Genomic DNA, 23,174 nt, shown 5'->3' with positions numbered 1-23,174 from the left:
GCTGTCGATGCAGTGGAAGAAAACGACGCTCGTTGTGCAGATCGTGCCGCTGATGGCCTTTCCCTTTTCGCTCAAACCCATATCTTGCCCGGCATACGCGCGAATATGAAAAGGTATGTCACTGATGACCACCGACCCTCTTGTCGTCTTTACCCCGTCCGGCAAACGCGGGCACTTCCCCGTCGGCACCCCAATACTGACGGCGGCCCGTCAATTGGGGGTGGATCTGGATTCGGTCTGTGGGGGCCGCGGCATCTGTTCAAAGTGCCAGATCACACCCAGCTATGGCGAATTTCCCAAGCACGGCGTCACGGTGTCCGAGGGCGCGCTGAGCGAATGGAACGCCGTCGAACAGCGTTATGACGACAAGCGCGGGTTGAAACCGGGCCGCCGTCTGGGCTGTCAGGCCTCGGTTCAGGGCGACGTGGTGATCGACGTACCGCCGGAAAGCCAGGTACACCGGCAGGTCGTGCGCAAGGCGGCCGCCGCGCGTGCCATCACGATGGACCCGGCCACGCGCCTTTATTTCGTTGTGGTGGAAGAACCCGACATGCATTCGCCCACCGGCGATCTGGAACGGCTCGAGCGGGCGTTGCGCGAGCAGTGGGACATTGATGCCGTCACGGCGGACCTGACGCTGATGTCCAAACTTCAACCGGTTCTGCGCAAGGGCAAATGGGAAGTCACCGTGGCGGTCCACAAAGGTCACAAGGACAGCGTGGCGCGTATCGTCGAAATCTGGCCCGGCCTGCATGAAGGCGGGCTGTATGGTCTGGCCATCGACCTCGGATCGACCACCATCGCCGCGCATCTGACCGATCTGGAAACCGGCGAGGTCAAGGCATCCTCCGGCCTCATGAATCCCCAGATCCGGTTCGGTGAAGACCTGATGAGCCGTGTTTCGTATTCCATGATGAACCCCGGCGGTGATCAGGAGATGACCAGGGCCGTGCGCGAGGCGATCAATGACCTGGCCACGTCGATTGCCGAAGAGGCGGGCATCGATGCCTCTCTGATCGTGGAAACGGTATTCGTCTGCAACCCGGTCATGCATCACTTGCTGCTGGGGCTGGACCCGGTGGAACTGGGTCAGGCGCCGTTTGCACTGGCAACGTCGGAAAGCATCTCCCTGCCCGCGCGCGAGATGGATCTGACCACTATGAACCCACGCGCGCAGGTCTATATCCTGCCCTGTATCGCGGGCCATGTGGGCGCGGACTGCGCGGCGGTGGCCCTGTCCGAAGAACCCGGCAAGTCCGAAGATCTGGTTCTGATCGTCGACGTGGGCACCAACGCTGAAATCCTGCTGGGCAATACCAGCCGCGTGCTCGCCTGTTCCTCGCCTACCGGGCCTGCCTTCGAAGGCGCTCAGATCAGTTCGGGCCAGCGCGCCGCGCCCGGAGCCATCGAACGGATTGAGATCGACCCCGTCACCAAGGAACCCCGGTTCCGCGTCATCGGGTCCGATAAATGGTCCGACGAAGAGGGCTTTGATCTGGATATCGCCACGACCGGGATCACCGGCATCTGCGGTTCGGGTATAATCGAGGCAGTGGCCGAGATGCGTATCGCTGGCCTGCTGGACGAAAGTGGTCTGATCGGATCGGCGGAACAGACCGGTACGGCCCGCTGCGTGCCCGAAGGTCGCACACACGCCTATCTGATCCACGACGCCAGCGCCGAAGGCGGCCCCCGCATCACCGTCACGCAGGGTGACATCCGTGCCATTCAGCTTGCGAAATCCGCATTGTACGCAGGCGCACGCCTGCTGATGGACGAAATGGGCGTCGAAAAGGTGGATCGCGTGGTTCTGGCCGGTGCGTTCGGCGCGCATATCTCGACCAAACACGCCATGGTGCTGGGGATGATACCCGATGCGCCGCTGGAGAAAGTCTCGAGCGCGGGCAACGCCGCAGGTACCGGCGCGCGTATCGCGCTGTGCAATATCGGATCGCGCGCCGAGATCGAACGCGTCGTGCGCGAGATCACCAAGATCGAAACCGCCATCGAGCCGAAGTTTCAGGATCATTTCGTGGCCGCCAATGCGATCCCGCACAAGACCGACCCGTTCCCGGAACTGGCCCAGGTTGTCACACTGCCCAACCCAAGCTTCAACACCGGCGGCGAGACCGAAGCAGGTGGCGGACGTCGTCGCAGGCGCCGCGGTTAAACCGACAGTTCAGTGACCCGTGGGAAACCTCGGGTCATTGTCCTCACCGATAACAGGCGTTGCGTCGGACCTCGTCCAGCGACGTGACGCCTAGTTGGGCCATGGCGATGCTCATTTCTTCGCTGAGTACCGACCATAGCTGTTCAAGGCCCGCTTCGCCTTCGGCCGCTATTGCAAACTGAAGGATACGACCGAAAAAGGCAAAGTCCGCCCCGTTCGAAAGTGCCTTGAGAACGTCTTCACCCGACCGCAACCCACTGTCGTAGAAAAGCGGAAAATCCGGACCGACGGCCTTGCGTATCTCGGGCAGAACCGTGATTGGCGCGGGCGCACTTTCCAACTGGCGTGCACCATGGCTTGAGACCTGAATGGCGTCCACGCCCGCTGACTTGAGCCTTTGCGCGTCGTCTGCATCCAATATGCCTTTGACCACCAGATTCCCGGCCCACTGGTCGCGCAGGCGGGCCAATGTCTCCCACGTGGCCTTGGCGCGGCTTTCGGTCCGGTCGAAATCGTAGCCATCCATCAGGAAATTCGCCATTTCCGGCTTGCCTTTCAGCAGCACCGGCAAGGACCACCGCGGGTGCAAGGCAAAATCCATCACCTGCTTGGGACCCATTTTGAAGGGCATCTTGAACCCATGGCGCAACTCGCGCGGGCGTCGTCCAACCTCGGGCACATCCACGGTCAGCACCAGTGTTTCATACCCCGCAGCCTTGGCGCGATCGACAAGCTTGAACGTGCCGCTGCCATCGCCGCTGAAATACAGCTGAAACCAGGCATGGCCTTCAGCTTCGACGATCAGATCCTCCATCGCGGTCGAGGCGACAGTCGAAACCCCAAGCGGCACTTCATGGCGTGCTGCGATGCGGGCCAGCATCAAGTCGGCCCCCGGCGCGGACAAATTGCACATGCCCATCGGCGCGATACCAAACGGGCGTTCCGCGGGCCGGTCGAACAGGGAACTTGCCAGAGATCTTTCGCTGACGTCGCGCAAGATACGCGGGCGCAAGGTCATTGCATCCAAAGCGGACCGATTGCGACCGGCACCCATCTCGGCCCCGGCTGCACCATCAATATAGTCGAACACCATCCACGGAAGACGCCGCCGCGCCAGGCGGCGGGCGTCCTCGGCACTGTGGATGGCGCTTGCGCCCATCAGGCCTGAACGGCCTTCATGAATCGGTCGCGGATGACGACCGGATCCATCGTGATCGGCGGCATCTTGGCGTTGCCGCTTTCACATTTGCTGACGACAATGGTCATCTGTTTGGCATCCAGCGCCTCTTGCAGCACGCGTCCGGTGTCTTCGGCGGCACATTCGATCACGCGCTCACACCCGGCTGCTTCGGCCATTTTGGCCAGAGAGGTCTTTTGCCCGGCATAGGTCGGCTGATCGCCGGTCGAACCGTACGAACCATTGTCAACAATCAGCAGGATATAATTGTCTGCCACGTTGTTGGCGATGGTCGGCAACGTCCCCAGATTGGTCAGAATCGAGCCATCCCCATCAATGACGATCACCGGTTTAGGCTGGGCCAGCGCAAGCCCCAGACCGATCGAGGACGCCAGGCCCATTGTCCCCAGCATGTAGAAATTGCTCGGCTGGTCGTCGATGGCGTGCAGTTCCTGGCTGGGAATGCCGATGTTGCAGACAACCAGTTGATCACGCAGGATCGGGGCGATTTTTTTTAGTATTTCAGAACGGATCATTGGTCGCCATAGCCTCCCCAGAAATTGGCGTCGGTCAGGATGGCGACCGGCTTGTTGCACATGAATGTGTATTTCAGGATCGCGTCGAGCTCCTCGACATCCGCCTGATGGTGGAAGTGGTAGGTGGGGATGTTCAGCTGGGCCAACAGCGCCTTGGTGTGAACCGCCATTTCAACCTGGCAGGCAATGGGCTCGCGCAGTTCGCCCCGGTACGAGATCAGCATCGGCAGCGGCATCCGGTAATACTGGATCAGCGTCGCCAGCGTGTTGATCGTCACGCCAATGGCCGTGTTCTGCATGATGATCGCGGGACGCTTGCCGCCCATCCACGCCCCTGCACACAGGCCCATCCCTTCGTCTTCCTTGTTGGACGGAATGTGATAGATGCCATCACGCTCATCGATTTCCGCGATGACACCTGCCAATTGCTTGCACGGGACAGTGGTGACAAACGAGATATCGTTCGCCACCAGATCGTCGGTGATCTTCTTGTCTATGTTCATGATCCAGCTTTTGGTCCTGTTTGGGGCGCTAGACGCGCGATTGAGGAATTCACGCCCTTCGGTGCACGTGCACGGCACAGGGGGCATGGCGGACGACGCGCGAAGCGGTCGATCCAAGGAAGTAGTCGCTCAGGTCCGGTTTGTGCGAGCCGATTACGATACAGTCGACATCTTTGCTGCTGGCATAATCGATGATGGACCGCGCGGTATGGCCTTTGACGATTTCGGCCGTGACCCCTTCAAGCCCCTCGATTTTTTGCAGCAATTGCAAACGGGCCCGTTCGAAACCTTCGGCGACAACCGATTTGTCCAGATAGGCGCTGACCGATCCCTGAGGCATCTCGTAGACATGCAGCGCAATTATTTCCGCGCCCTTTCCTGACAAGGCCCGTGCGATTTCCAGCGTGTGTTGCGATATGCCGTGATCCAAAGCCAACGGGACCAGTATTTTCGTGTACATGAAGGTCTCCAGTTCTGTCAGTTCTATCCCCAGGGTTTCAGGATAATCTTGGGTGCGGCCACGGCGCCAGATCGGATATCGCAAAACGCCTGCGCGCCGTCGGCCAGGGCTCGTTCTTCGATCCAGTCCAGAGCCCCCAGCCGCCCGTCAAAGATCGCCTGAGCCGTCTGGCGAAAGTCCTTGGCGGTGTAGGTGTAAGTCCCGATGAATGTGATTTCCTGCAAGGTCATCCGGCGAATATCCAGACCACCGGCATCCTCTCCCAACCCCACATGCGCGATCACGCCCCCCGGTTCGGCCATGGCCGAGGCAACCGACCGCGTCGCGGCATAGCCCACGGCATCTATGACCAACGGGTAAGTCCCCTTGGCTGAACCCACCAGCGCAAAGCTTTCGATTTTCGCCAGGTAAGTCCGACGCAGCTCATTTGGTTCCGCGATTGTCACGTCATCGACGCCCATTGCCCGCAAGGCCAAGGCCGCCGCAAGGCCGATGGCCCCGCCGCCGATCACCAGTGCGCGACGGTCCATCGCCGGATGCAGCGCCTCGATCCCCAACCGGACCGTATGCCAGCTTACCGCCAGCGGTTCCGCCAGCGCGGCTTTGGCAAACGATATATCTTCCGGAACTTCGACAAGATTGCTGGCAGGCATGGTGACGTATTGCGCGAACGCCCCTTCGCGCGGCGGCATCGAGATGATCTGGCGATCCGGGCACAGGTTTTCCCGGCCGGCAAGGCAGGCCGCGCATTGACCGCAGCTGACCAGCGGGTTGATCGTCACACGATCACCGGCGCGTTTCCCATCAACAATCACACCGGCCGCCTCGTGCCCAAGGATCAGCGGTGCCGGACGACGCGCATCGTGTCCCAGATAGGCGTGCATGTCCGATCCACAGATGCCGACCGCCTCGATCCGGATCAAATGTTCGGATGGACCGGCCTCGGCATCCGGCACCTCACCGAACACCATCTGTTCCACACCTTGGTAAACCAGCGCCTTCATTTGGCCGTGAACCCTCCATCAACCATAAGAACCTGCCCCGTGACATAGCCGGACGCGTTCGAGCACAAAAACAGGATCGGTCCATCGATGTCCTGCATCTGTCCATTGCGCCCAATGCAGGTTTGAGCGGCGTTCCGCTCTGCGCGCTCGGGGTCGTCGAACACGGCCTGCGTCAGTTCAGTGGGAAAGAACCCCGGACCGATCGCGTTGGCGGTAATGCCAAAGGGCGACCAGGCCTCGGCCATCGCGCGGGTCAGTTGCCCGATCCCGGCCTTGGTGGCCCCATAGGCAATGCCGCCCGGAAACGCGCGCGTTGTTTGCAGCGAGGCGAAATTGACGATACGCCCCCACCCCTTCCTTTTCATTTCGGGCACCATGGCCTGACTGAGGAAAAACGGCGCGCTGAGGTTCAGTGCAAGCGTGGTATCCCATCCTTCAGGAGTAACATCGTCGGCAGCCTCGCGTGTGTTGACCCCAGCCGCATGTACAATGATGTCCGGTGCTCCAAACTTCGAATTGATCGTCTGCACCAGCTCGCCCATTCCGTCACGATCCGAAACATCGGCGACCACCGCTTCTGCGTTGTTGCCGATTTCGGCCTGCATCTGCGCCAACGCGTCGCTGCGCCGGGCCACGCCGACAACACGCGCGCCGGCTGCGGCAAGTGTCCGCGCCACCTGCCGCCCCAGCCCCGAACTGGCGCCGGTGATGCAGGCCACCCGGCCCGTCAGGTCAAACAATGCGCGCGGGTCATCCATCGGCGGTCAGGTCGAACGTTTCATCCGGGAAATACTTGGCAAGACGCACATCCGCTGCACGGGCGTGACCCTCCATTCCTTCCAGTCGGGAAATCCGGGCGGTTGCTTCGGCGATCGATTTGGAACCTTCACGCGTGGCCCGCTGCCAGGTGACGATCTTCATGTATTTGTGAACACTCAAACCGCCGGTATAGCTGGCCGCACCGGACGTTGGCAGAACATGGTTCGTCCCGGTCGCCTTGTCTCCATAGGACACGGTGGTTTCCTCACCCAGGAACAGTGAGCCATAACACGTCAGCCGATCCAGCCACCAATCCAGATCCTCGGCCTGAACCGTCAGGTGCTCGGGTGCATATTCATCGGAACAGGCGGCCATCTCTTCGCGGTCTGAACAGACGATGACTTCGGCATAGTCGCGCCACGCGGCCGAGGCGTTTTCGCGGTTCAGCTCTGGCAGATCGTCGATCAAAACCGGAACCAGCTCCATCACTTTCTGCGCAAGGTCGCGATCATCCGTTACCAGCCAGACGGGCGAATTGTACCCGTGCTCTGCCTGACTGACCAGATCGGTTGCCACCACATGGGCGTCCGCGGAACTGTCGGCAAGGATCAGGCTGTCGGTCGGACCCGCGATCATGTCGATGCCAACCTTGCCGTACAGGATGCGCTTGGCTTCGGCCACGAACTGGTTGCCCGGCCCCACAAGGATATTGGCGCGCGGCAAACCGAACAAACCATAGGTCATGGCAGCCACGCCCTGTACACCGCCCATGGCCAGAATGCTGTCGGCTCCGCAGATATGCGCGGCATAGACAATCGCGGGCGCAACACCTTCGCCCGGTCGCGGAGGAGAACAGGCGGTGATATGACGGCACCCGGCGACCTTGGCCGTTGTCACCGTCATGATCGCGCTGGCGATATGGCTGTAGCGCCCACCGGGAACATAGCATCCTGCCGCATCCACCGGGATCGCCTTTTGCCCCGCAACGAAACCGGGAACGATCTCCATCTGTACGTCCGACACGGTAGCCTTCTGCGTCTCGGCAAAGCGTCGGACGTTGTCATGGGCAAAGCGTATATCGGCCTTCAGTTTTTCCGGCACCAGCGCGATGGCAGCATCAATCTCGTCCTGCGTCATCAGGACGTTTCCTTCGAACTTGTCGAACTTGACGGCGTATTCCAGCGCCTTGGCATCGCCACCGGCCTCGATATCGGCAAGGATGGTCTTGACCGTATCATGCACCTCTGAGGCATGTGATTGAGCGGTTAAAGTCGCCTTTTTCAAATATTCACGAGGCATGTTCAGCAGGTCCTATTGGTAGATTTCAGGAAGCAGTGTGGTCGACACAGCAGGCACGTAGGCGATCAGGATCACCACGATCAGCATGGTCAGTACGAAAGGAATGGCCCGAGCGGCAATCTTCAGAATGGACTCACCGGTAATGCCAGATACGACGAACAGGTTCAGACCCAGCGGCGGCGTGATGAAGCCCACACCCAGCGCGGTGATCATCATGATGCAGAACTGGATTTCATTCATGCCGATATTGTCGGCCAGCGGTTTCAGGATCGGCGCCAGGATCACGATGTTCGGCGTTGTCTCCATGACGCAGCCCGCTGCGATCAGGATGCCGATCATCAGCAAGATCAACAGATACGGATCATCGGTAAGCGACGTGACCGAGGCCACGAAGCCCTGTGGCACGCCCATGATCGCCAGTGCTTCGGCCAAGGGTGCCGAGAAGGCGATGATCGGCAGGATGACTCCGTTCACCTTGGCCGAACTGACCAGCATCGATGGAAAGTCCGCCAGCGTCAGTGTGCGCAGGATGAAGCCCATGATGATGGTGACGACCACGGCGGTTGCGCCGGCTTCGGTCGGGGTCAGGCGACCTGAGAAGATGCCGTAGAAAATGATCCCCGGCACGATGAACGCGTACCAGCCCGATTTCAGCGCCTTGCCCAGATTGGCCAGCCATTCACTCATGGTCATCATGCCGCCGCCCTCATAGGTGTAAAGACGGTTCATGATGATGTTGGTGATCAGGATCGACACCAGGATGGCCAGACCCGGGATCAAGGCTGCTAGAAACAGGGTCGAGGCGGAAATACCCAGCACGAGGCCGATGATGATATAGGCGATCGAAGGCGGGATCAGGATGCCGGTACAGGCACCAGCCGCAACCAGAGCACAGGCATAGGGACGCGGATATCCGCTTTCCACCAGCCGGTTGATGGTCATCCGACCAACCGCCGCCGCCCCGGCAGCATCCGACCCTGAAATCGCGGCAAACATACCGCAGACCAGAACCGTGGCCGACCCGAACCCGCCTTTGGCGAAGCAGGTCAGCGCCTCGGCTACGTCCAGGAATTTGCGCGACAGACCGGTCCGCACCAGAACGTCACCGGTCAGGATGAACAAGGGTACCGCGGTCAGGGCAAATGCGTCGATACCTGTGAACAGGCTTTCTCCGACCAGGCTGAGAGGTAGATCACCGGACATGATCAGCATCACGATCGCCGCTGTTCCTATGGCGGCCCAAACGGGCACGGCCAAGGCGATCAGGCCTACGAACAGGATCACCGGCAGGTAAAAATCCCAGCCCAGTTCAACGGTTTGATTGAGGGAATTCCAAAGCATCCGTATTCTCCTCAGTCAAACAGCTTGTCGCCTTCGAAGACGGGGGTGCCGTCACGAAGTGATTTCAGGTCACGCAGGAAGGATTGGATCAGCCGCCATATCATCAGGGCAAATCCAGTGGGCACGGCCATAAGGAACCAGACTTTCGAGACCCGAAGCCCATCCGTGACCGAGCCGAACTTGGCCGAAACATGAACCGCCTCATACGACCAGTAGAGCGCGATGATCGCCACGCCGAACATCACCAGATCGCCAAAAATATAAAGCACCGCCTTGGGGCGCGGCCCGATGTAGTGCATGATCACATCGATCCGTATATGCGCCCGCTCTTTCACCGCAGCCGCGGCACCAATCCAGGCAAGGTAGATGAAGGAATACCGGACAATTTCCTCGCCCCAGATCGACGAATAGGCAAAAATCTCGCGCCGCAGCACCTCGATGGCCATGGTAATCACCAGCATCACGTAGAACACCAGCAGCAACCAGCGCTCTGCGTTCCGGTCTATGTTTTGAAGAATGGTCATCTGATCCTCCGGCGCAGATACAGCCTGACCCACGCCTAGCTTGGCGGGATGTTGTCGGGCTGACTGAATGTAAAGTTCGTGGACGCCTGTCAGGCGTCCACGGCTTGGGCCTTAGGCGTCGTGGACGTAATATTTGCCTTGAGTACCGGCGGCTTCGACCAGCTTTTCGAAGTTTTCCATCGATCCGGCCAGTTCCATCTTGAACGGATCCCAATCGGCGTTCTGATACCCGCCTGCATCCTGCCATTCCGCCAGTTGATCGTCACTGAGCGAATGGAACTGCACCCCGGCCTTGTTCAGCTCGGCCATGGCATAGGCGCGGGCCGACGGAACCTTGGACAGGTTCTGGTGGCTGGTCATTTCCGATCCCCACATGATGCCTTCCTGTACATCGGCAGGCATCGAGTTGAACCATTCCAGGTTACAGGAATAAACTTGGCTGTCCGGCACCGCCTGCGTGAAGGTCACATGGCTGAGGATATCCTTGAAACCGAAGACATAGAGCGCGCCAACCGAAGGATCGAGCGCATCCGCAACGCCCTGCTTGATGGCCGACGGGGTCTCGCCCCAGGCTACCGGCGTCGGGTTGGCGCCGACCATCCGGTAGTATTGTTGCAGCATCTTCGATCCCGGCACGCGGAACTTGATCCCGCTCATGTCACCGGGGGTGAGCACGGCATTGCCGCCCTGACGAACCGCAACCACGCGCGGGTCGATGTTTACATAGAACAGGGCCTTGAATCCTGCGGCCTCGACCTTGGGGTGAACCTCATTTTTCCACGTGTCCGAATGGACAAGGTTGGTGAAACGCTGGTTCGAGCCGCACAGGTACGGCATGTTGATCAGGTCGACTGTCGACGCGAACGGCGCGAAATTCGACAGCGAATGCTGCGCGGCCTGAATGGTGCCGCCCTGCACCTTCTGGACCAGTGCGCCACCCGCACCAAGCTGACCGCCGGGGGCCAGTTTGACATAGACCTTGCCGTTTGTGGCGTTCTGAATGTTTTCTTTCAGGTCCAACTGCATGATCGGATAGCTGCGCGACGCGCCAAGCACATAGGCCGTGGCCACGGTCATTACGTGATCTGCGGCCTTTTCACGCTCGCTCTCTTCCTTCGCGGTCTGCGCGGCGGCCTCGGAAGACCACAAAACGCCCCCTGCCCCAGCCACCATTGCGGCCGTGAACGCGCCACTGGCGCTCAGTTTCAGAAAATTGCGGCGCTCGGCCGATGCCAGTTCGGTCTTGTCGGTTTTCATCAATTGCCCTCCCAAGCAAAAGTTCAGCTGCCGTCTTGTGCGTTCCGGTCAGCTTCCTTTTTCAGAATTGCGACAACGAACAGGATCGAAGCCGCGAACAGAACCAACATCTCTCCAACGTCGCCAAGAAACGCGCTGCTCGCAAAAGCACCCAAAGCGACATTTGCGAAATAGATCGCAAAAACGATGACTGATGCAGCGAGATACATTTCCGGGACTCCCTTCAGAATCGGCTCAAATACCTTTGTAAGCGCTTACATCATAAATGCAAGCGCTTACATAAACGCTTTCATCCTTGGAAGAATGCGACTAACTTAGGCGAACCGGAATTGAGAGTTCGAGAATGTCAAAACATCGGTCCGCACCGACGCTGGATGACGTTGCCAAGGCAGCAGGCGTTTCCACTGCCACCGTGTCACGGTGCCTGAACACCCCGCAACAGGTGGTCGAGGCAACGCGGAAACGTGTTCTGTCTGCCGTGGACTCCCTGGGATACACGCCGAACTTTGCAGCACGCGTGATGGCTGCACGGCGTTCTTTCACGATTGGCGCGATAATCCCGACGATGGAAAATGCAATCTTCGCAAGGGGGTTGCAGGCGTTCCAAGAGGAGATTCACAAACAGGGCTACACCTTGCTGGTCTCCAGCTCGGCCTATCAACCGGCCGCAGAAGAAGAACAGATCCGAACGCTGGTTGCGCGGGGCGCCGACGGGCTGTTGCTGATCGGGCATGACCGTGACGCGCAAATCTACGACTATCTCGAAAGGCGTAAAGTGCCGGCCCTGGTCGCGTGGTCCTTCCTGCCAAACGAACCAATACCGTCCGTCGGGTTTGACAACAGACGGGCGATGGAGGCTTTGACAAGCAAGATCATCGAATTAGGCCATACGCGGTTGGCAACGATTTCAGGCATCAGCAAGGGCAACGACCGTGCGCGCCTGCGGATCCAGGGGATAAAAGACGCGATGTCCCGACATGACCTTTCGCAAGACGATCTGGTCGTGATCGAAACCTCGTACGAGATTGAAAACGGTGCCGAGGCATTCAAGCATCTCATGTCGAATGACAACCCGCCGACCGCGGTTTTGTGCGGCAACGACGTTCTGGCAGTTGGTGCGGTGCGGCAAGCTCAGCAGATGGGACTTCGGGTACCCGAAGATGTATCGATCACCGGATTTGATGATATCGAGCTTGCGCGCATCGTCGCCCCTGCCCTGACAACTGTCCATGTTCCTCATCGTGACATGGGACGCAAGGCTGCTTTGGCGTTGATACAGATGATCGAATCCAACGCACCGGGCAAATCTGTCGAACTGCCGACCCGCATCGTAGGCAGAGAGTCTCTGCTTGGCCTCAACAGGTAGCGCCGGCTTTATCAACCCGTTGAGCAGATCCACGGAAACATGCGCCGGTTAGATCCGTAAAGGTGGTGGAAAGCCACGCGGCGTCATCTTTTTGATTGATTAACAGCACTTTACAGATCGTTGCTGGAGCGGGTAGCGGGAATCGAACCCGCGCGTTCAGCTTGGGAAGCTGACAGGCTACCATTACATCATACCCGCCCTGTAAGATGAAATAGCACCAGAACAACCAGACGTTCAACCCGGATCGCAACCAACTTTTTTCGGTTTCTTACTCGGTTCGGGCCCGCAGGCTGTCGATCAGGGACTGGTCGACATCCAAGGCGGCGCCTGCTGCCTCCAAAGTTCGGCGATCGAGATGCTGGGGGTTCAGATCCACCCCTTTTGAAAACGCGTCAACAATGGCCTTCATGGCTGTGATCCGCGCATATTTCTTGTTGTTGGACGGGATCACGTGCCAAGGCGCAACTTCCGTCGACGTCCGTGCCAGCATTTCATCCACGGCCACTTCAGCGACATCCCATTTTTTGCGGTTTCTGAAATCTTCGTAAGTCAACTTCCAGCGTTTCATCGGATTGGTCAGACGCTCGGTAAAACGGCGCATCTGCTCTTCCTGTGAAATGTGGAAAAACAGTTTCACGATTCGAGTCCCGTCATCGACCAGCATTCGTTCGAAATCATTGATTTCCTGATAAGCGGCCCGCCAGCGTGTTTCCGGGGTCAGTTTTTCGATCCGCTCCACCAGAACCCGACCATACCAGCTGCGGTCGAAAGCGGAAATCGCTCCCGAAGGCGGCAGGCGTTCCCAGAACCGCAGCAGATAATGCCGGTTGAGATAGTAGTTCCGAGGCGCGCCGATGGGCCAGACCTTGAAGCTGCGCGGGTCCAGGGCCTGACTGATCCTGCGAATGGTTCCGCCTTTTCCGGCAGCGTCCCAACCTTCGAACACCAACACACCTTTGAGCCCATGAAACAGATAGGCTTGCTGAATTCTGGCCAATCTTGTCTGCAATTCGACCAACTGACCAAAGTAGGCTTTTTTGTCCAGTTTCCTGGTCAGATCCGCATCCGAGAGTTTTGGGGGGTGATGTTTACTCATGCTGCCACCTGATCGATGCATCCTGGATCAGGATATCCTGAAGCCTTCTGCAAATTCGACATTGATCAGGGTCAAATGAAAAGGCCGGGCGCTGTGCCCGGCCTTTGCTGTCCGTGTCCTTCAGATCAGGCGCGGCGGCGACGGCCACCACCGCGACGGCCACCGGCGGCACCGGCGGCGCCCGCCTCGTCCGGTGCTTTGTTGAACCGGATCCACTCACCGCCATGCGGGTCGTTGTTGGTCAGCAGGTTGGCGGCGCGAATGGCCTCCATTTCCTTACCGGCGCGCGGCTTGGTCGAGCCAAGACCGAACAGCTGGCAGAAGGTTTCATCATCCATGTCCGCAGGCAGAATGACACCCTTGGCTTCAATCTCGGCCTTTTTCTCTGCGATCTTCTTGGGCCCTACAGGCAACGCAACAGGGTTCATGATTGCCGAGGTCATGCCCGCACCCATCGCCATTGGAAGGAAAGCGTTGTTGATGCCGTGGCGATTTGGCAGGCCGAACGACACGTTGGACGCACCACAGGTGGTGTTTACGCCCAGCTCTTCGCGCAAGCGACGGACCAGAGCGAATACCTGCAGACCAGCAGTTGCCATCGCACCGATGGGCATGACCAGCGGGTCGACCACGATGTCATGCGCGGGAATGCCGAAATCAGCCGCGCGCTCGACAATCTTCTTGGCCACTTCGAAACGCACATCGGGATCTTCCGAAATACCCGTGTCGTCATTCGAGATCGCTACAACCGGCACGTTGTACTTCTTGACCAGCGGCAGAACCAGCTCCAGACGCTCTTCTTCGCCGGTGACCGAGTTCAGCAGAGGACGCCCTTCAGCCGCCTCAAGACCGGCCTCCAACGCACCCGGCACCGACGAGTCGATGCACAGCGGCACGTCAACCAGACCCTGAACCAGTTCGACGATCTGGCGCATCAGCGGCGGCTCGGTCTCGTTCGGGTTGGGATTCGAGTTGTAGACAACGCCCGCATTGATATCCAGTACGGTCGCGCCAGCTGCCACCTGAGCCAAGGCGTCCTTTTCAACGGTCGAAAAATCGCCCGCTTCCAGCTCGGCGGCCAGTTTCTTGCGGCCTGTCGGGTTGATCCGCTCACCGATCACGCAGAACGGTTCGTCAAAGCCCAGGACGGCTGTTTTTGTTTTTGATTCTACGACTGTTCGGGTCATGTCCGTTCCTTAGGAGTTTACAGGCTTTGCCGAAGCGCCGCCGTTATTGATCGCCCAGTTGGCGTTGGTCTTGATCCCGCCCAGCGGGAAGAAGTGTACGTTGGTGATGTTGAAATCCGGGTTGGCCGCCTTGTGGTTGGCCAGTTCGGTCACGACATCGGTCGGCTCGTAGGGCAGCAACAGCTTGGAGACATCCATGGCGCGCTTTTGCAGAACCTTCAGCGACGGGCCAACGCCACACGCGATGGCGAATTTGATCAGAGTTTGCAGCTTGGCCGGACCCGCGATTCCGATATGGATCGGCAGATCGATACCCGCTTCTTTCAGGCTGTCGGCCCAGGCGATGATCGGCTTGGCGTCAAAGGCGAACTGGGTTGCCAGCGCCATTTCGGCATCCGTGGTCTCGTTGAACTTCTGCTTCCAGCGCAACGCGTCATCGACATTCTTGGTCGAACCGTCCGGGTCGATGTCCTTGTTGCCTTCGGGGTGGCCCGCCACGTGCAGGCGCTTGAAGCCCGCCTTGTCGAACAGACCGGTTTCAAGCAGCTGCATCGAGCTGTCGAAATCGCCGTGCGGGTTGGCGACACCGCCGGCCAGCAACAACGCCTGTTCAACGCCTGCTTCGCCCTGGTACATGGCGATCCAGTTTTCCAACGTCGCCGCATCCTTGATGATCCGAGCCGGGAAGTGCGGCATGACAGGGTAACCTTCCGCCGCGATCCGCTTGGCGGTCTTGACCATGTCTTCGATCGGCGTGCCCTCGATATGGGCGATGTAAACGCGTGTCCCCTCGGGCAACAGCGCGCGGAAGTCATCGACCTTTTCGGCGGTACGCGGCATGACCTCGATCGAATAGCCTTGCAAAAAGGCTTCGACGGTCGGATTTACTGGGCCGTTTTCGACCGCATCACGTTTCTTGAAGTTCAGCAAAGCCATTTCGGCCTCCCATAAAGTCTGGGGCTCATGCCCAACCGTCATTGGCGATCAGCGCTTTGACGCGGTCCTGATCGTATTCCGTTTCCAGACGCACAGCTTCGGCTTCGGCAATCTCGGCAGGATCGCCTTCGACCGCGAAAGGTTCGGCTTTGCGCCATTCGGCCAGATAGGCATCACTGTCCTTGGCGTTCACCTTCATCGCGGCACGGTCGATGGCTTGTTCAAACCGTTCCTCCAACTGCCGCTTTGCGCCACGACGGCCTTTGCCGACGATGACCTGAGCGGGAATGTCGCGCCAATACACGATGGTGACGTCAGGCATTGCTGTGATTCCTCCTAACCCGATGGGCCGGTTCTAAACTTCAATGTAGGCCTGGGTCGGTCGGTTTTCGACACACGGCGCTTTTCCAGCGACGTTTTTGCCCACGGTGGTGTATCGGGCTTGTAACCAGTTTTCCGGCAAACGCGCATATCATAATTCTCATCGTCACTATGAAAGCGCTGCATGAAAAAGAAAAACCCCGGACGGGAAAAACCGCCCGAGGCAAGAAGTGATGGGTCAAATGGCCTTAGCCGACCAGACCGCCATCTTCGCGGGTAATGGCGACAATGGCCGAACGCGGCACCGAGTCACCGCCTTCAGGCCAGTGGCTGTTGCCTTTTTCGCCCGGGTGCTGAATGCCGACGAACATCGTACGACGGTCCGGCGACCAGCTGAGACCGGTGACCTCGCATCCATTCGGTCCAACCAGAAAGCGGCGGATTTCACCGGTGACAGGGTCACCTGCCAGCATCTGGTTGTTGCCCTGACCGGCAAAGTCACCTTCGTTGCCGTAATTGCCATCGGTCTGGATCCACAACAAGCCATTGCTGTCGAACTTCAAACCGTCGGGCGAGTTGAACATGTTGTCGGCGTTCACGTTCTCGGATCCGGCATAGGCGTCTTCGTGGACCGTGGGATTGCCTGCCAGCACGTACAGATCCCAGCCGAAGCCAGCCGCAGCATGATCGCCGCCATCCGGACGCCAGCGTAGGATCTGACCGTAATGGTTCTTGTCCCGCGGGTTCGGGCCGTTGGTCGAGGTATCGTCGCCCCCTGCATTCGGCTTGACGCCACGGTTCTTGTTGTTGGTCAGGCAACAGTAAACCTCGGGCGCGTTTGGATTGGCCGCGACCCACTCGGGACGATCCATGGTGGTTGCTCCAACCGCCGAACCAGCCTGACGGGTGTGGATGCAAACCTCGGCCTGCGATGCAAGCCCGGTGGTTTCAGGTGTCAGATCGAGCCACTCACCGGTTCCGTCGTCGTTGAACTTGGCAACCGAAAGTGTGCCTTTCTCCAACAGCGCGTTGGTATCCACACCAGCGGCATAAACCCCTTCCGAGACAAAGCGGTAAAGAAACTCGCCGCGTTCATCATCGCCCATGTAAACGATGACACGACCGTCGTTGTTCACTATGACTTCGGCGTTTTCGTGCTTGAAGCGTCCCAGTGCTGTCAGCTTGCGCGGTGTCGATGCCGGATCGGTCGGATCGATCTCGACGACATAACCGGCACGGTTCGGTTCGTTTGGGTTTTTCGAGACGTCGAAACGGTCGTCGATCTTGGCCCAGCCATAGCCCCAATCGCTGGCCGATACGCCATAGCGTTTCAGTTCCGGGCTTGTCTCGTGGTTTTCATCCTCAGCCGAGAAGTAACCATTGAAGTTCTCTTCACAGGCCAGATACGTGCCCCACGGTGTCATGCCGTTTCCGCAATTGTTCCATGTTCCCTTGCACGTCGTGCCGGACGGATCGGCGGCGGTTTTCATCAAGTCATGACCGGCGGCCGGACCCGTGATGGTCATTTCGGTCTGCGGTGTAACGCGGCGGTTATACGGGCTGTCCTTTACGATGCCCCACTTGCCATCGGTGTTCGCAATTTCCACGATCGTGACACCATGCGCCATCATGCCCTTTGCGATGTCGTCATCGGATGCTGGCTTGGCGTCCGGATTGTTGCCCCAAAGAATGCCGCGGTTGGTATATTCGTTGTTCACCACCAGCAGAACATGGCCGTCGTGGAAAAACACATCCTGGCCATCCGTGTTGTCACCAAATGCGCGTTCCTGACTGGCCGCCGTGCCTCGGGTGTCATGATCGAATTCCGGAACGTCCGACCACAGCGGATCACCCCAGCGCACCATGACCTCGGCCTTGTAGCCCGAAGGCACAGTCACTTCGTCCGCCGTCGAAACCGGAATCGCCTCGAACGAGAAACGGTCCGCCGCCGCGCGGGCACCTGTCGGCAGAACCGAGCCGCCAACGGCAGCGAAACTGCCCATCGCCAGAACGCCTCCCATAAACCCGCGACGCGACAACGCACGCTCGACAACGCGGTCAAAGTCACATTCTTCGGGTCGTGGGCTTATGATTTCATCGTATTCATCAAAAGAAAGGGTGTGATCGTCTTTCATGGCAATCTCCATACCTGGCTGTAAGCTCGTAAAGAATCCCGCTGAGGGTTCCGTGGATGCCCATCGCACCCCAGTATGAACGGCATGTGACACGCGCGTTAATTTCAAACTTGAAATCACTTGCACGTCGGCGATCCCCCGCCTAGGGTCGGGGTAACTCGAAAATCGGAGGGCGTAACGATGGCGCCCAAGCGTCCCAAAGGTGCGGGCGCGTTCCCGAAAGCGGTCGAAAGCCCCGCGCCGGCAAGACCCGATCCGGATGCTCTTTATGCGGCACTGGATCTGGGGACAAATAGTTGCCGCATGTTGATAGCCCAGCCCAAGGGAAGTGGGTTTCATGTGGTCGACAGCTTCTCCAAATCCGTGCAGTTGGGCGCGGGTCTGGAACGCACCGGACGACTGTCGCGGGCGTCGATGTCGCGCACCGTTCAGGCATTGCGAATCTGTCAGCAAAAGCTGAAACGCAACAAGGTCAAACGGATGCGTCTGATCGCAACCGAGGCGTGCCGCCGCGCCAAGAACTCGCGCGAATTCATCCGGCAGGTGAAGCGCGAAACCGGGCTCACGCTTGAGATCATTCAGCCCGAGGAAGAAGCCCGTCTGGCGGTGATTTCCTGTGCCCCGCTGGTTTCGACCAAGACCGAGCAGTTGTTGGTCGTCGACATTGGAGGCGGTTCGACCGAATTGGTCTGGATCGACATCTCGTCCGTTCCACGCCGCGACCGACCCGCGGCCATCATGCGGCTGCATCACGGGTTTCACACTGTCGACAGCCCTTTTCCCGCGGCCAAGGTCGTTGACTGGATCAGCGTACCGCTGGGCGTCGCCACGCTGCGGGACCAGTTCAATGATGTCGAGGATGACGCCGCCCGTTTCGCGTTGATGAGTTGGTTTTTCGAGGAGAACCTTGCCGATTTTGCGCCCTACAAGGACGAACAGACGCGCGAAGGGTTTCAGATCGTCGGCACCAGCGGCACGGTCACCACTGTGGCGGCCTCGCATCTGGGCCTCAAGCGGTATGACCGGACCAAAGTGGACGGGCTGCGCATGACCAGCGATCAGATTGACAAAGTCATACGCGGGTATTTAGAACTCGGCCCTCATGGGCGGCGCCGGGACCCTCGCATCGGTGAAGACCGGCAAGCCCTGATCATGTCCGGTTCGGCCATATTGCAGGCTTTGCTTCGTTGCTGGCCCACTGACCGCCTTTCGGTGGCGGACCGGGGGCTGCGCGAAGGTCTGCTTTATGCACAGATGAGCGCGGACGGTGTATTGGAAGACGGACCGTTCTGATGGCGAAGACACCAAGTGGAAAAAACAATTCAGGCCGCGGACAGCGCGACCTGAAGGTCAAGGTCAAGACAGCGCGCGGGCGCAAGCTCAGTTCGACCCGCTGGCTCGAGCGGCAGTTGAACGATCCTTATGTAAAACGCGCTCAGGCCGATGGATATCGTGGGCGAGCGGCATATAAAATTCTGGAACTGGACGACAAATTCCGCTTTCTGGTGCCCGGCGCGCGCGTGGTGGATCTGGGTTGCGCGCCCGGAGGCTGGTGTCAGGTCGCCGTCAAGCGGGTGAACGCGCTGGGCGAGAAATCAGGCAAACGGATCGGATCGGTGCTGGGCATTGACCTGCAAGAGGTCGAACCGGTCGCCGGCGCCGAGATCCATGTGCTGGACTTCATGGAAGATGACGCCGACCAGAAGGTCAAAGACTGGCTGGACGGCAAGGCAGACGTCGTGATGTCGGATATGGCCGCGGCATCATCTGGTCACAAGCAGACCGATCACCTGCGAATCATGGCGCTGTGCGAAGCCGCAGCTTATTTCGCGTTTGACGTTCTGGAAGAAGGCGGAACCTTCGTCGCCAAAGTTCTGGCCGGTGGTGCTGAAGGCGATCTGCAAAAACTGCTGAAGCAGAAGTTTCAGAAAGTTGCCAACGTCAAACCGCCTGCGTCACGCTCGGACAGTTCGGAAAAATTCGTTGTGGCAACAGGGTTTCGCGGCGATTCTTAATCATCCAACCGAATGCGATTTCCGCTCAGGCGTTGTTCGCGCAACGACGTGGCCGCCATGCCCTGCAACATCAATGTGTCACCATGGGTCAGGTATTCAGGTTCGCGGCTGCGCAACTCTTCAATACGTTGCGCCAACGAAATAGATCGTACACCCGTTGGTCTCTGCTTTGACACTTCAATGGACATCCTTCACCTCTGAACAGCACACCTGAAATGTTGTTAGCGGGGAATTTAGCCGCGAACATGGAGCAAATCGGGCACGTATATGCCGGTTCAGGGGCTGAGTTGTTGCGACAATTGCAGCAGGTTCGGATCATCCGGCAGCCTGTCCAGCGCCTCTTGCATCACTATGCGCGCAGCTTCCGGGCCACGATTGATCTGCGCCAGTTGTACCAGCATCGGCCACGCCTCGGCCCGCTGCGGGTCCAGCGTCACAACTTCGCGAAAGGCCTGTTCAGCCGCAGGAGCGTTGCGAAGCGTCAATGCCATGCCCCCCAGTACAAGGTGGGTTTCCGGGGCATCCAGCCTATTCGAAATCGACTGCTGCCATTCCGACATGCCCTGCCCAAGCTTGGTCCGTTGCTCGGCCGTCAAACCCTGCGGCGGTATGCTCAGGAACTCTTTGGCGGCAGCGATGCGCACGTTTCGCAGAGGATCAGACAGCAACGGCTCGAGCCTGCGCACCTGATCTGCCGGGCTGGCCTGACGTTGCAGCGCCGCTGCATTCGCTCGTATCAGCGGGTCATCTTCCTGCAAAAGCGACGCTGTGACAGCGGCTATCTCTGGCGAGCCAAACGGCTGCATAAGATATGCGGCGGTTGCTCTTACGATCCCGGGCTGCGACGCATCCATTGCGACGGCAAGCAAACCCTCGGGCGTGTCGAGCTGCCCTTCGGCCGCAGCTTTGAAAACTGTCCCGTAATGCGGGCGTCGATTTGGCGATTCCGGAAACCAGCCTTCAATCTGGCTTGCAGCCCAGGCCTGGTCCTGGTCTTGATGGCAGTCCGTGCAGGCATCAACGCCCAGCCCAAGATCCGGTCGGGGTATGCGAAAGCTGTGATCGCGTCGACCGTCGACACCCATGTAGGTCCGCTGGATCATATGGCAGCTTTTGCATTGGGCCCCTTCCCCGCCTTCCAGGTGATTGTGATGCGCAGGCGTGTCATAGTCCTTTGCGGCAAGGGTGGCGAATTCCGGATTTCCGGCAGGCGAATGGCACTGTGTGCAAACCCCGTTTCCTTCGGCTTTCAATTCTGCGCTGTGCGGCTCGTGGCAGTTCATGCATCCGACGCCCTGCGCGTACATCTTGGATTGCAGGAACGAGCCGTAGACGTAAACCTCATCCAGTATCTGCCCGTCGGGATGATAGGTCCCGGGGCGCAGCACAGCCAGATTATACGCATCATGGTACGGAGTTCCCGGAACCGGGTTTCCGTTGCCATGCGCTTCGCGCCGGGAATGACATCCGGCGCATTGCTGTATTTCTTCTTCGGTCCGCCCCTTGCCCCAACTCAACAGAAAGCCGGCATTGCCCAGGCCATCTGAAGACCCCTGTTCCCGGACCCAATCGATATGAGCGGACCCCGGCCCGTGGCAGGCCTCGCACCCGACCCCGATTTCGACCTGCTGAGACGTGTAGGATCTGGTTTGAGGATTGTAGTTCTTCTCAAAACCCGTGGCATGACATTCAGCGCAGCGCGCGTTCCAGTTCTTGTAAGGGCCTGTCCAATGCAACCCGTCATCAGGCGGCAGGTCCTGATCAGGGTACAGGTGATACCAGCGCTTTTGCTCTGTGTCCCAAACCACGTCGAAGCTTTGCAAACGGCCCGGTTCGGTCTCGAAAAGGTATTGCTGCAAGGGTACGATTCCAACGACGGAATGCACGTCATATTCCGTCGTCGCACCGTCTTTTTCCGCTACGCGGGCCGAGTACCTGCCTGCCTCACGTTTGAACTGGACGGACATACCGTCATGATCGAACCGAGTTCCGTCAAAATCGGCCGCAAGAGCGCCGTCAGTGGTATCTGTCCACGCCAGCGCATGATGTGACCCAGCCCAGGCTTCGGCTTCTTGCTGATGACAGTCGGTACACTGATCTGAGCCCACATATTCTGGGGTCTGCGCCTGAACTTCGCCAGCGATTGCAAGGCAGGCCAGTATCAGGGCAAATCTCATGCCGTATCTCCTTCTGAGGCATTTTGCAGATCAATCAATGCACCATTGTATTCGGCCCCCAGAATCAGGATCGCGGAATAGAGATACAGGAAAATCAATGCCGCCATGGCCCCCGCCAATCCTGCATAGGTGGCGCTGTAGGTGGCGAACTGACTGATATAAATTGAAAACGCCCATCCACCGGCCGCCCACAAGGCCAAAGTCAGCAGGACGCCGGGCAGAATTTGCATCAGGCTGTGCCTGCGGGTCGGCAGCACGAGATGTGCCAGAAGAACGGTGCCCGCAGGAACCGCCACCGTGAACGTCCAGCGCAGGCGATCCACGGAAAACCAGTTGGCCACGGCAACTTCTGTGTGTTCGGCCACCAGTTTCGTATAGACCGGCAAAACCACCTCGACGGCGGCGATGATCAGAATGGCCGACCCACCCAGAATGACCAGCACCAGGCAGAGCAGCCGGGTTTTCCAGAATGGCCAACTGTCTTCGTCATGGTAGGCCTGGTTCATGGCTGCACGTACGGCGGCAACGCCGTTGGAAGCAAAATAGATCGCCAGCAAACCACCCAAGGTGATGACACCCGAACCGGATCCGGCCAGAACGGCCCGCAGTTCGGCCACGATGGGATCTGCGACATCCTTGGGCCACGCTCCGAAAATCAGGTCAATCAACTCATCCGTGACATAGCCTTGCGACAACGCCCCTGCCAGCGCCACGGTGAACAGCACAAAAGGAAACAGCGCCATCATCAGCGACATGGCCACATGGCTGCTCATGACAAAGCCGTTCTTTCTGCTGAACCGACGGATCGACAGCCAAAGCGCCTGAACAGGTCGGCCAAACAGGGGATTCGCGGCAGTGGTCATGCGGCAACCCTAACCCGCCGAAATGGAACACAGAACCCGTCATGAATA

At 59.0% G+C, this 23,174-nt stretch carries 23 protein-coding genes and 1 tRNA gene; 4 read left to right on the top strand and 20 right to left on the bottom strand.

The window, feature by feature from the left end; all coding sequences use genetic code 11:
* Positions 1-124: 124 nt before the first annotated feature.
* Positions 125-2,170, top strand: a complete 2,046-nt coding sequence (locus tag ACR0DJ_RS06535; protein WP_480684771.1) for an ASKHA domain-containing protein — start codon at positions 125-127, stop codon at positions 2,168-2,170.
* 43 nt (positions 2,171-2,213) lie between these two features.
* Here ACR0DJ_RS06535 and ACR0DJ_RS06530 read toward each other — a convergent pair whose 3' ends face one another.
* The 11 genes from ACR0DJ_RS06530 to ACR0DJ_RS06480 all read right to left on the bottom strand — a co-directional run bounded on the left by ACR0DJ_RS06530 (position 2,214) and on the right by ACR0DJ_RS06480 (position 11,239).
* Entirely contained in the window at positions 2,214-3,329 is a 1,116-nt protein-coding gene (locus ACR0DJ_RS06530; protein WP_480684296.1) for an alpha-hydroxy acid oxidase, read from the bottom strand.
* A complete protein-coding gene (comE, locus tag ACR0DJ_RS06525) occupies positions 3,329-3,883 on the bottom strand; it encodes a sulfopyruvate decarboxylase subunit beta (protein WP_480684294.1) in 555 nt (184 codons plus the stop codon). Before comE ends, ACR0DJ_RS06530 begins: the two co-directional genes overlap by 1 nt.
* A complete protein-coding gene (comD, locus tag ACR0DJ_RS06520) occupies positions 3,880-4,386 on the bottom strand; it encodes a sulfopyruvate decarboxylase subunit alpha (protein ID WP_117868908.1) in 507 nt (168 codons plus the stop codon). The genes comE and comD overlap by 4 nt, the downstream gene beginning before the upstream one ends.
* A gap of 49 nt (positions 4,387-4,435) precedes the next feature.
* A complete protein-coding gene (locus ACR0DJ_RS06515) occupies positions 4,436-4,846 on the bottom strand; it encodes a universal stress protein (RefSeq protein ID WP_170344215.1) in 411 nt (136 codons plus the stop codon).
* Between the two features lie 23 nt (positions 4,847-4,869).
* On the bottom strand, positions 4,870-5,850 hold the full coding sequence (locus ACR0DJ_RS06510; protein ID WP_170344213.1) for a zinc-dependent alcohol dehydrogenase: 981 nt from the start codon (positions 5,848-5,850) through the stop codon (positions 4,870-4,872).
* On the bottom strand, positions 5,847-6,608 hold the full coding sequence (locus ACR0DJ_RS06505; protein WP_480684291.1) for an SDR family NAD(P)-dependent oxidoreductase: 762 nt from the start codon (positions 6,606-6,608) through the stop codon (positions 5,847-5,849). Before ACR0DJ_RS06505 ends, ACR0DJ_RS06510 begins: the two co-directional genes overlap by 4 nt.
* Positions 6,601-7,908 (bottom strand): histidinol dehydrogenase, encoded by a 1,308-nt coding sequence (gene hisD / locus ACR0DJ_RS06500; RefSeq protein ID WP_170344211.1) that lies wholly within the window; start codon positions 7,906-7,908, stop codon positions 6,601-6,603. Before hisD ends, ACR0DJ_RS06505 begins: the two co-directional genes overlap by 8 nt.
* A gap of 12 nt (positions 7,909-7,920) precedes the next feature.
* Positions 7,921-9,249 carry a TRAP transporter large permease gene (locus ACR0DJ_RS06495; RefSeq protein ID WP_480684289.1) on the bottom strand — a complete coding sequence of 443 codons (1,329 nt, stop codon included), beginning with the start codon at positions 9,247-9,249 and terminating at the stop codon, positions 7,921-7,923.
* Positions 9,250-9,260: 11 nt separating this feature from the next.
* Positions 9,261-9,773 (bottom strand): TRAP transporter small permease, encoded by a 513-nt coding sequence (locus ACR0DJ_RS06490; RefSeq protein ID WP_170344207.1) that lies wholly within the window; start codon positions 9,771-9,773, stop codon positions 9,261-9,263.
* Between the two features lie 111 nt (positions 9,774-9,884).
* Positions 9,885-11,030 carry a TRAP transporter substrate-binding protein gene (locus tag ACR0DJ_RS06485; RefSeq protein WP_171362834.1) on the bottom strand — a complete coding sequence of 382 codons (1,146 nt, stop codon included), beginning with the start codon at positions 11,028-11,030 and terminating at the stop codon, positions 9,885-9,887.
* A 23-nt stretch (positions 11,031-11,053) separates the two neighbouring features.
* On the bottom strand, positions 11,054-11,239 hold the full coding sequence (locus ACR0DJ_RS06480; protein ID WP_170344203.1) for a hypothetical protein: 186 nt from the start codon (positions 11,237-11,239) through the stop codon (positions 11,054-11,056).
* Positions 11,240-11,373: 134 nt separating this feature from the next.
* On the opposite strand from ACR0DJ_RS06480, the gene ACR0DJ_RS06475 reads away from it, so the two are divergent.
* Positions 11,374-12,396, top strand: a complete 1,023-nt coding sequence (locus tag ACR0DJ_RS06475; RefSeq protein WP_257600764.1) for a LacI family DNA-binding transcriptional regulator — start codon at positions 11,374-11,376, stop codon at positions 12,394-12,396.
* 124 nt (positions 12,397-12,520) lie between these two features.
* On the opposite strand, the gene ACR0DJ_RS06470 is transcribed toward ACR0DJ_RS06475, so the two are convergent.
* The 6 genes from ACR0DJ_RS06470 to ACR0DJ_RS06445 all read right to left on the bottom strand — a co-directional run bounded on the left by ACR0DJ_RS06470 (position 12,521) and on the right by ACR0DJ_RS06445 (position 18,071).
* Positions 12,521-12,594 (bottom strand) — tRNA-Gly (locus tag ACR0DJ_RS06470).
* 70 nt (positions 12,595-12,664) lie between these two features.
* Positions 12,665-13,492, bottom strand: a complete 828-nt coding sequence (locus tag ACR0DJ_RS06465) for a polyphosphate kinase 2 family protein (protein ID WP_257600765.1) — start codon at positions 13,490-13,492, stop codon at positions 12,665-12,667.
* A gap of 125 nt (positions 13,493-13,617) precedes the next feature.
* Positions 13,618-14,679: a methyltetrahydrofolate cobalamin methyltransferase gene (locus ACR0DJ_RS06460; RefSeq protein WP_170344199.1), complete on the bottom strand. Its 1,062-nt coding sequence runs from the start codon at positions 14,677-14,679 to the stop codon at positions 13,618-13,620.
* 9 nt (positions 14,680-14,688) lie between these two features.
* Entirely contained in the window at positions 14,689-15,615 is a 927-nt protein-coding gene (locus ACR0DJ_RS06455; RefSeq protein ID WP_257600766.1) for a methylenetetrahydrofolate reductase, read from the bottom strand.
* 25 nt (positions 15,616-15,640) lie between these two features.
* Positions 15,641-15,937: a virulence factor gene (locus ACR0DJ_RS06450; protein WP_117868895.1), complete on the bottom strand. Its 297-nt coding sequence runs from the start codon at positions 15,935-15,937 to the stop codon at positions 15,641-15,643.
* 247 nt (positions 15,938-16,184) lie between these two features.
* Entirely contained in the window at positions 16,185-18,071 is a 1,887-nt protein-coding gene (locus ACR0DJ_RS06445) for a PhoX family protein (RefSeq protein ID WP_480684284.1), read from the bottom strand.
* A gap of 180 nt (positions 18,072-18,251) precedes the next feature.
* Between ACR0DJ_RS06445 and ACR0DJ_RS06440 the strand changes: the two genes are divergently transcribed.
* The gene (locus ACR0DJ_RS06440) at positions 18,252-19,364 is read left to right on the top strand and encodes a Ppx/GppA phosphatase family protein (RefSeq protein ID WP_170344196.1); all 1,113 of its coding nucleotides are present in this window, start codon (positions 18,252-18,254) and stop codon (positions 19,362-19,364) included.
* Positions 19,364-20,086, top strand: a complete 723-nt coding sequence (locus ACR0DJ_RS06435) for an RlmE family RNA methyltransferase (RefSeq protein ID WP_170344195.1) — start codon at positions 19,364-19,366, stop codon at positions 20,084-20,086. Before ACR0DJ_RS06440 ends, ACR0DJ_RS06435 begins: the two co-directional genes overlap by 1 nt.
* Here the strand turns inward: ACR0DJ_RS06435 and ACR0DJ_RS06430 are convergent.
* The 3 genes from ACR0DJ_RS06430 to ACR0DJ_RS06420 all read right to left on the bottom strand — a co-directional run bounded on the left by ACR0DJ_RS06430 (position 20,083) and on the right by ACR0DJ_RS06420 (position 23,126).
* A complete protein-coding gene (locus tag ACR0DJ_RS06430; RefSeq protein ID WP_170344194.1) occupies positions 20,083-20,223 on the bottom strand; it encodes a hypothetical protein in 141 nt (46 codons plus the stop codon). The two genes, ACR0DJ_RS06435 and ACR0DJ_RS06430, sit on opposite strands and share 4 nt — an antisense overlap.
* A gap of 138 nt (positions 20,224-20,361) precedes the next feature.
* A complete protein-coding gene (locus ACR0DJ_RS06425; protein WP_480684281.1) occupies positions 20,362-22,263 on the bottom strand; it encodes a cytochrome c3 family protein in 1,902 nt (633 codons plus the stop codon).
* Positions 22,260-23,126 carry a YihY/virulence factor BrkB family protein gene (locus ACR0DJ_RS06420; RefSeq protein ID WP_170344192.1) on the bottom strand — a complete coding sequence of 289 codons (867 nt, stop codon included), beginning with the start codon at positions 23,124-23,126 and terminating at the stop codon, positions 22,260-22,262. The genes ACR0DJ_RS06425 and ACR0DJ_RS06420 overlap by 4 nt, the downstream gene beginning before the upstream one ends.
* Positions 23,127-23,174: the final 48 nt, after the last annotated feature.

Source organism: Ruegeria sp. BF10 (assembly GCF_056538725.1).
This window is presented reverse-complemented; position numbering and strand designations above follow the sequence as displayed.

Bases quoted from the DNA above. Each gene is read 5' to 3' on its own strand.
- ACR0DJ_RS06485 (WP_171362834.1), bottom strand. From the start codon at position 11,030: ATGAAAACCGACAAGACCGAACTGGCATCGGCCGAGCGCCGCAATTTT.
- ACR0DJ_RS06460 (WP_170344199.1), bottom strand. From the start codon at position 14,679: ATGACCCGAACAGTCGTAGAATCAAAAACAAAAACAGCCGTCCTGGGC.
- ACR0DJ_RS06475 (WP_257600764.1), top strand. From the start codon at position 11,374: ATGTCAAAACATCGGTCCGCACCGACGCTGGATGACGTTGCCAAGGCA.
- ACR0DJ_RS06505 (WP_480684291.1), bottom strand. From the start codon at position 6,608: ATGGATGACCCGCGCGCATTGTTTGACCTGACGGGCCGGGTGGCCTGC.
- ACR0DJ_RS06445 (WP_480684284.1), bottom strand. From the start codon at position 18,071: ATGAAAGACGATCACACCCTTTCTTTTGATGAATACGATGAAATCATA.
- ACR0DJ_RS06495 (WP_480684289.1), bottom strand. From the start codon at position 9,249: ATGCTTTGGAATTCCCTCAATCAAACCGTTGAACTGGGCTGGGATTTT.
- ACR0DJ_RS06440 (WP_170344196.1), top strand. From the start codon at position 18,252: ATGGCGCCCAAGCGTCCCAAAGGTGCGGGCGCGTTCCCGAAAGCGGTC.
- ACR0DJ_RS06515 (WP_170344215.1), bottom strand. From the start codon at position 4,846: ATGTACACGAAAATACTGGTCCCGTTGGCTTTGGATCACGGCATATCG.
- ACR0DJ_RS06435 (WP_170344195.1), top strand. From the start codon at position 19,364: ATGGCGAAGACACCAAGTGGAAAAAACAATTCAGGCCGCGGACAGCGC.
- comD (WP_117868908.1), bottom strand. From the start codon at position 4,386: ATGAACATAGACAAGAAGATCACCGACGATCTGGTGGCGAACGATATC.
- ACR0DJ_RS06530 (WP_480684296.1), bottom strand. From the start codon at position 3,329: ATGGGCGCAAGCGCCATCCACAGTGCCGAGGACGCCCGCCGCCTGGCG.
- ACR0DJ_RS06535 (WP_480684771.1), top strand. From the start codon at position 125: ATGACCACCGACCCTCTTGTCGTCTTTACCCCGTCCGGCAAACGCGGG.
- ACR0DJ_RS06490 (WP_170344207.1), bottom strand. From the start codon at position 9,773: ATGACCATTCTTCAAAACATAGACCGGAACGCAGAGCGCTGGTTGCTG.
- ACR0DJ_RS06480 (WP_170344203.1), bottom strand. From the start codon at position 11,239: ATGTATCTCGCTGCATCAGTCATCGTTTTTGCGATCTATTTCGCAAAT.
- ACR0DJ_RS06510 (WP_170344213.1), bottom strand. From the start codon at position 5,850: ATGAAGGCGCTGGTTTACCAAGGTGTGGAACAGATGGTGTTCGGTGAG.
- ACR0DJ_RS06465 (WP_257600765.1), bottom strand. From the start codon at position 13,492: ATGAGTAAACATCACCCCCCAAAACTCTCGGATGCGGATCTGACCAGG.
- hisD (WP_170344211.1), bottom strand. From the start codon at position 7,908: ATGCCTCGTGAATATTTGAAAAAGGCGACTTTAACCGCTCAATCACAT.
- ACR0DJ_RS06455 (WP_257600766.1), bottom strand. From the start codon at position 15,615: ATGGCTTTGCTGAACTTCAAGAAACGTGATGCGGTCGAAAACGGCCCA.
- ACR0DJ_RS06420 (WP_170344192.1), bottom strand. From the start codon at position 23,126: ATGACCACTGCCGCGAATCCCCTGTTTGGCCGACCTGTTCAGGCGCTT.
- ACR0DJ_RS06450 (WP_117868895.1), bottom strand. From the start codon at position 15,937: ATGCCTGACGTCACCATCGTGTATTGGCGCGACATTCCCGCTCAGGTC.
- ACR0DJ_RS06425 (WP_480684281.1), bottom strand. From the start codon at position 22,263: ATGAGATTTGCCCTGATACTGGCCTGCCTTGCAATCGCTGGCGAAGTT.
- comE (WP_480684294.1), bottom strand. From the start codon at position 3,883: ATGATCCGTTCTGAAATACTAAAAAAAATCGCCCCGATCCTGCGTGAT.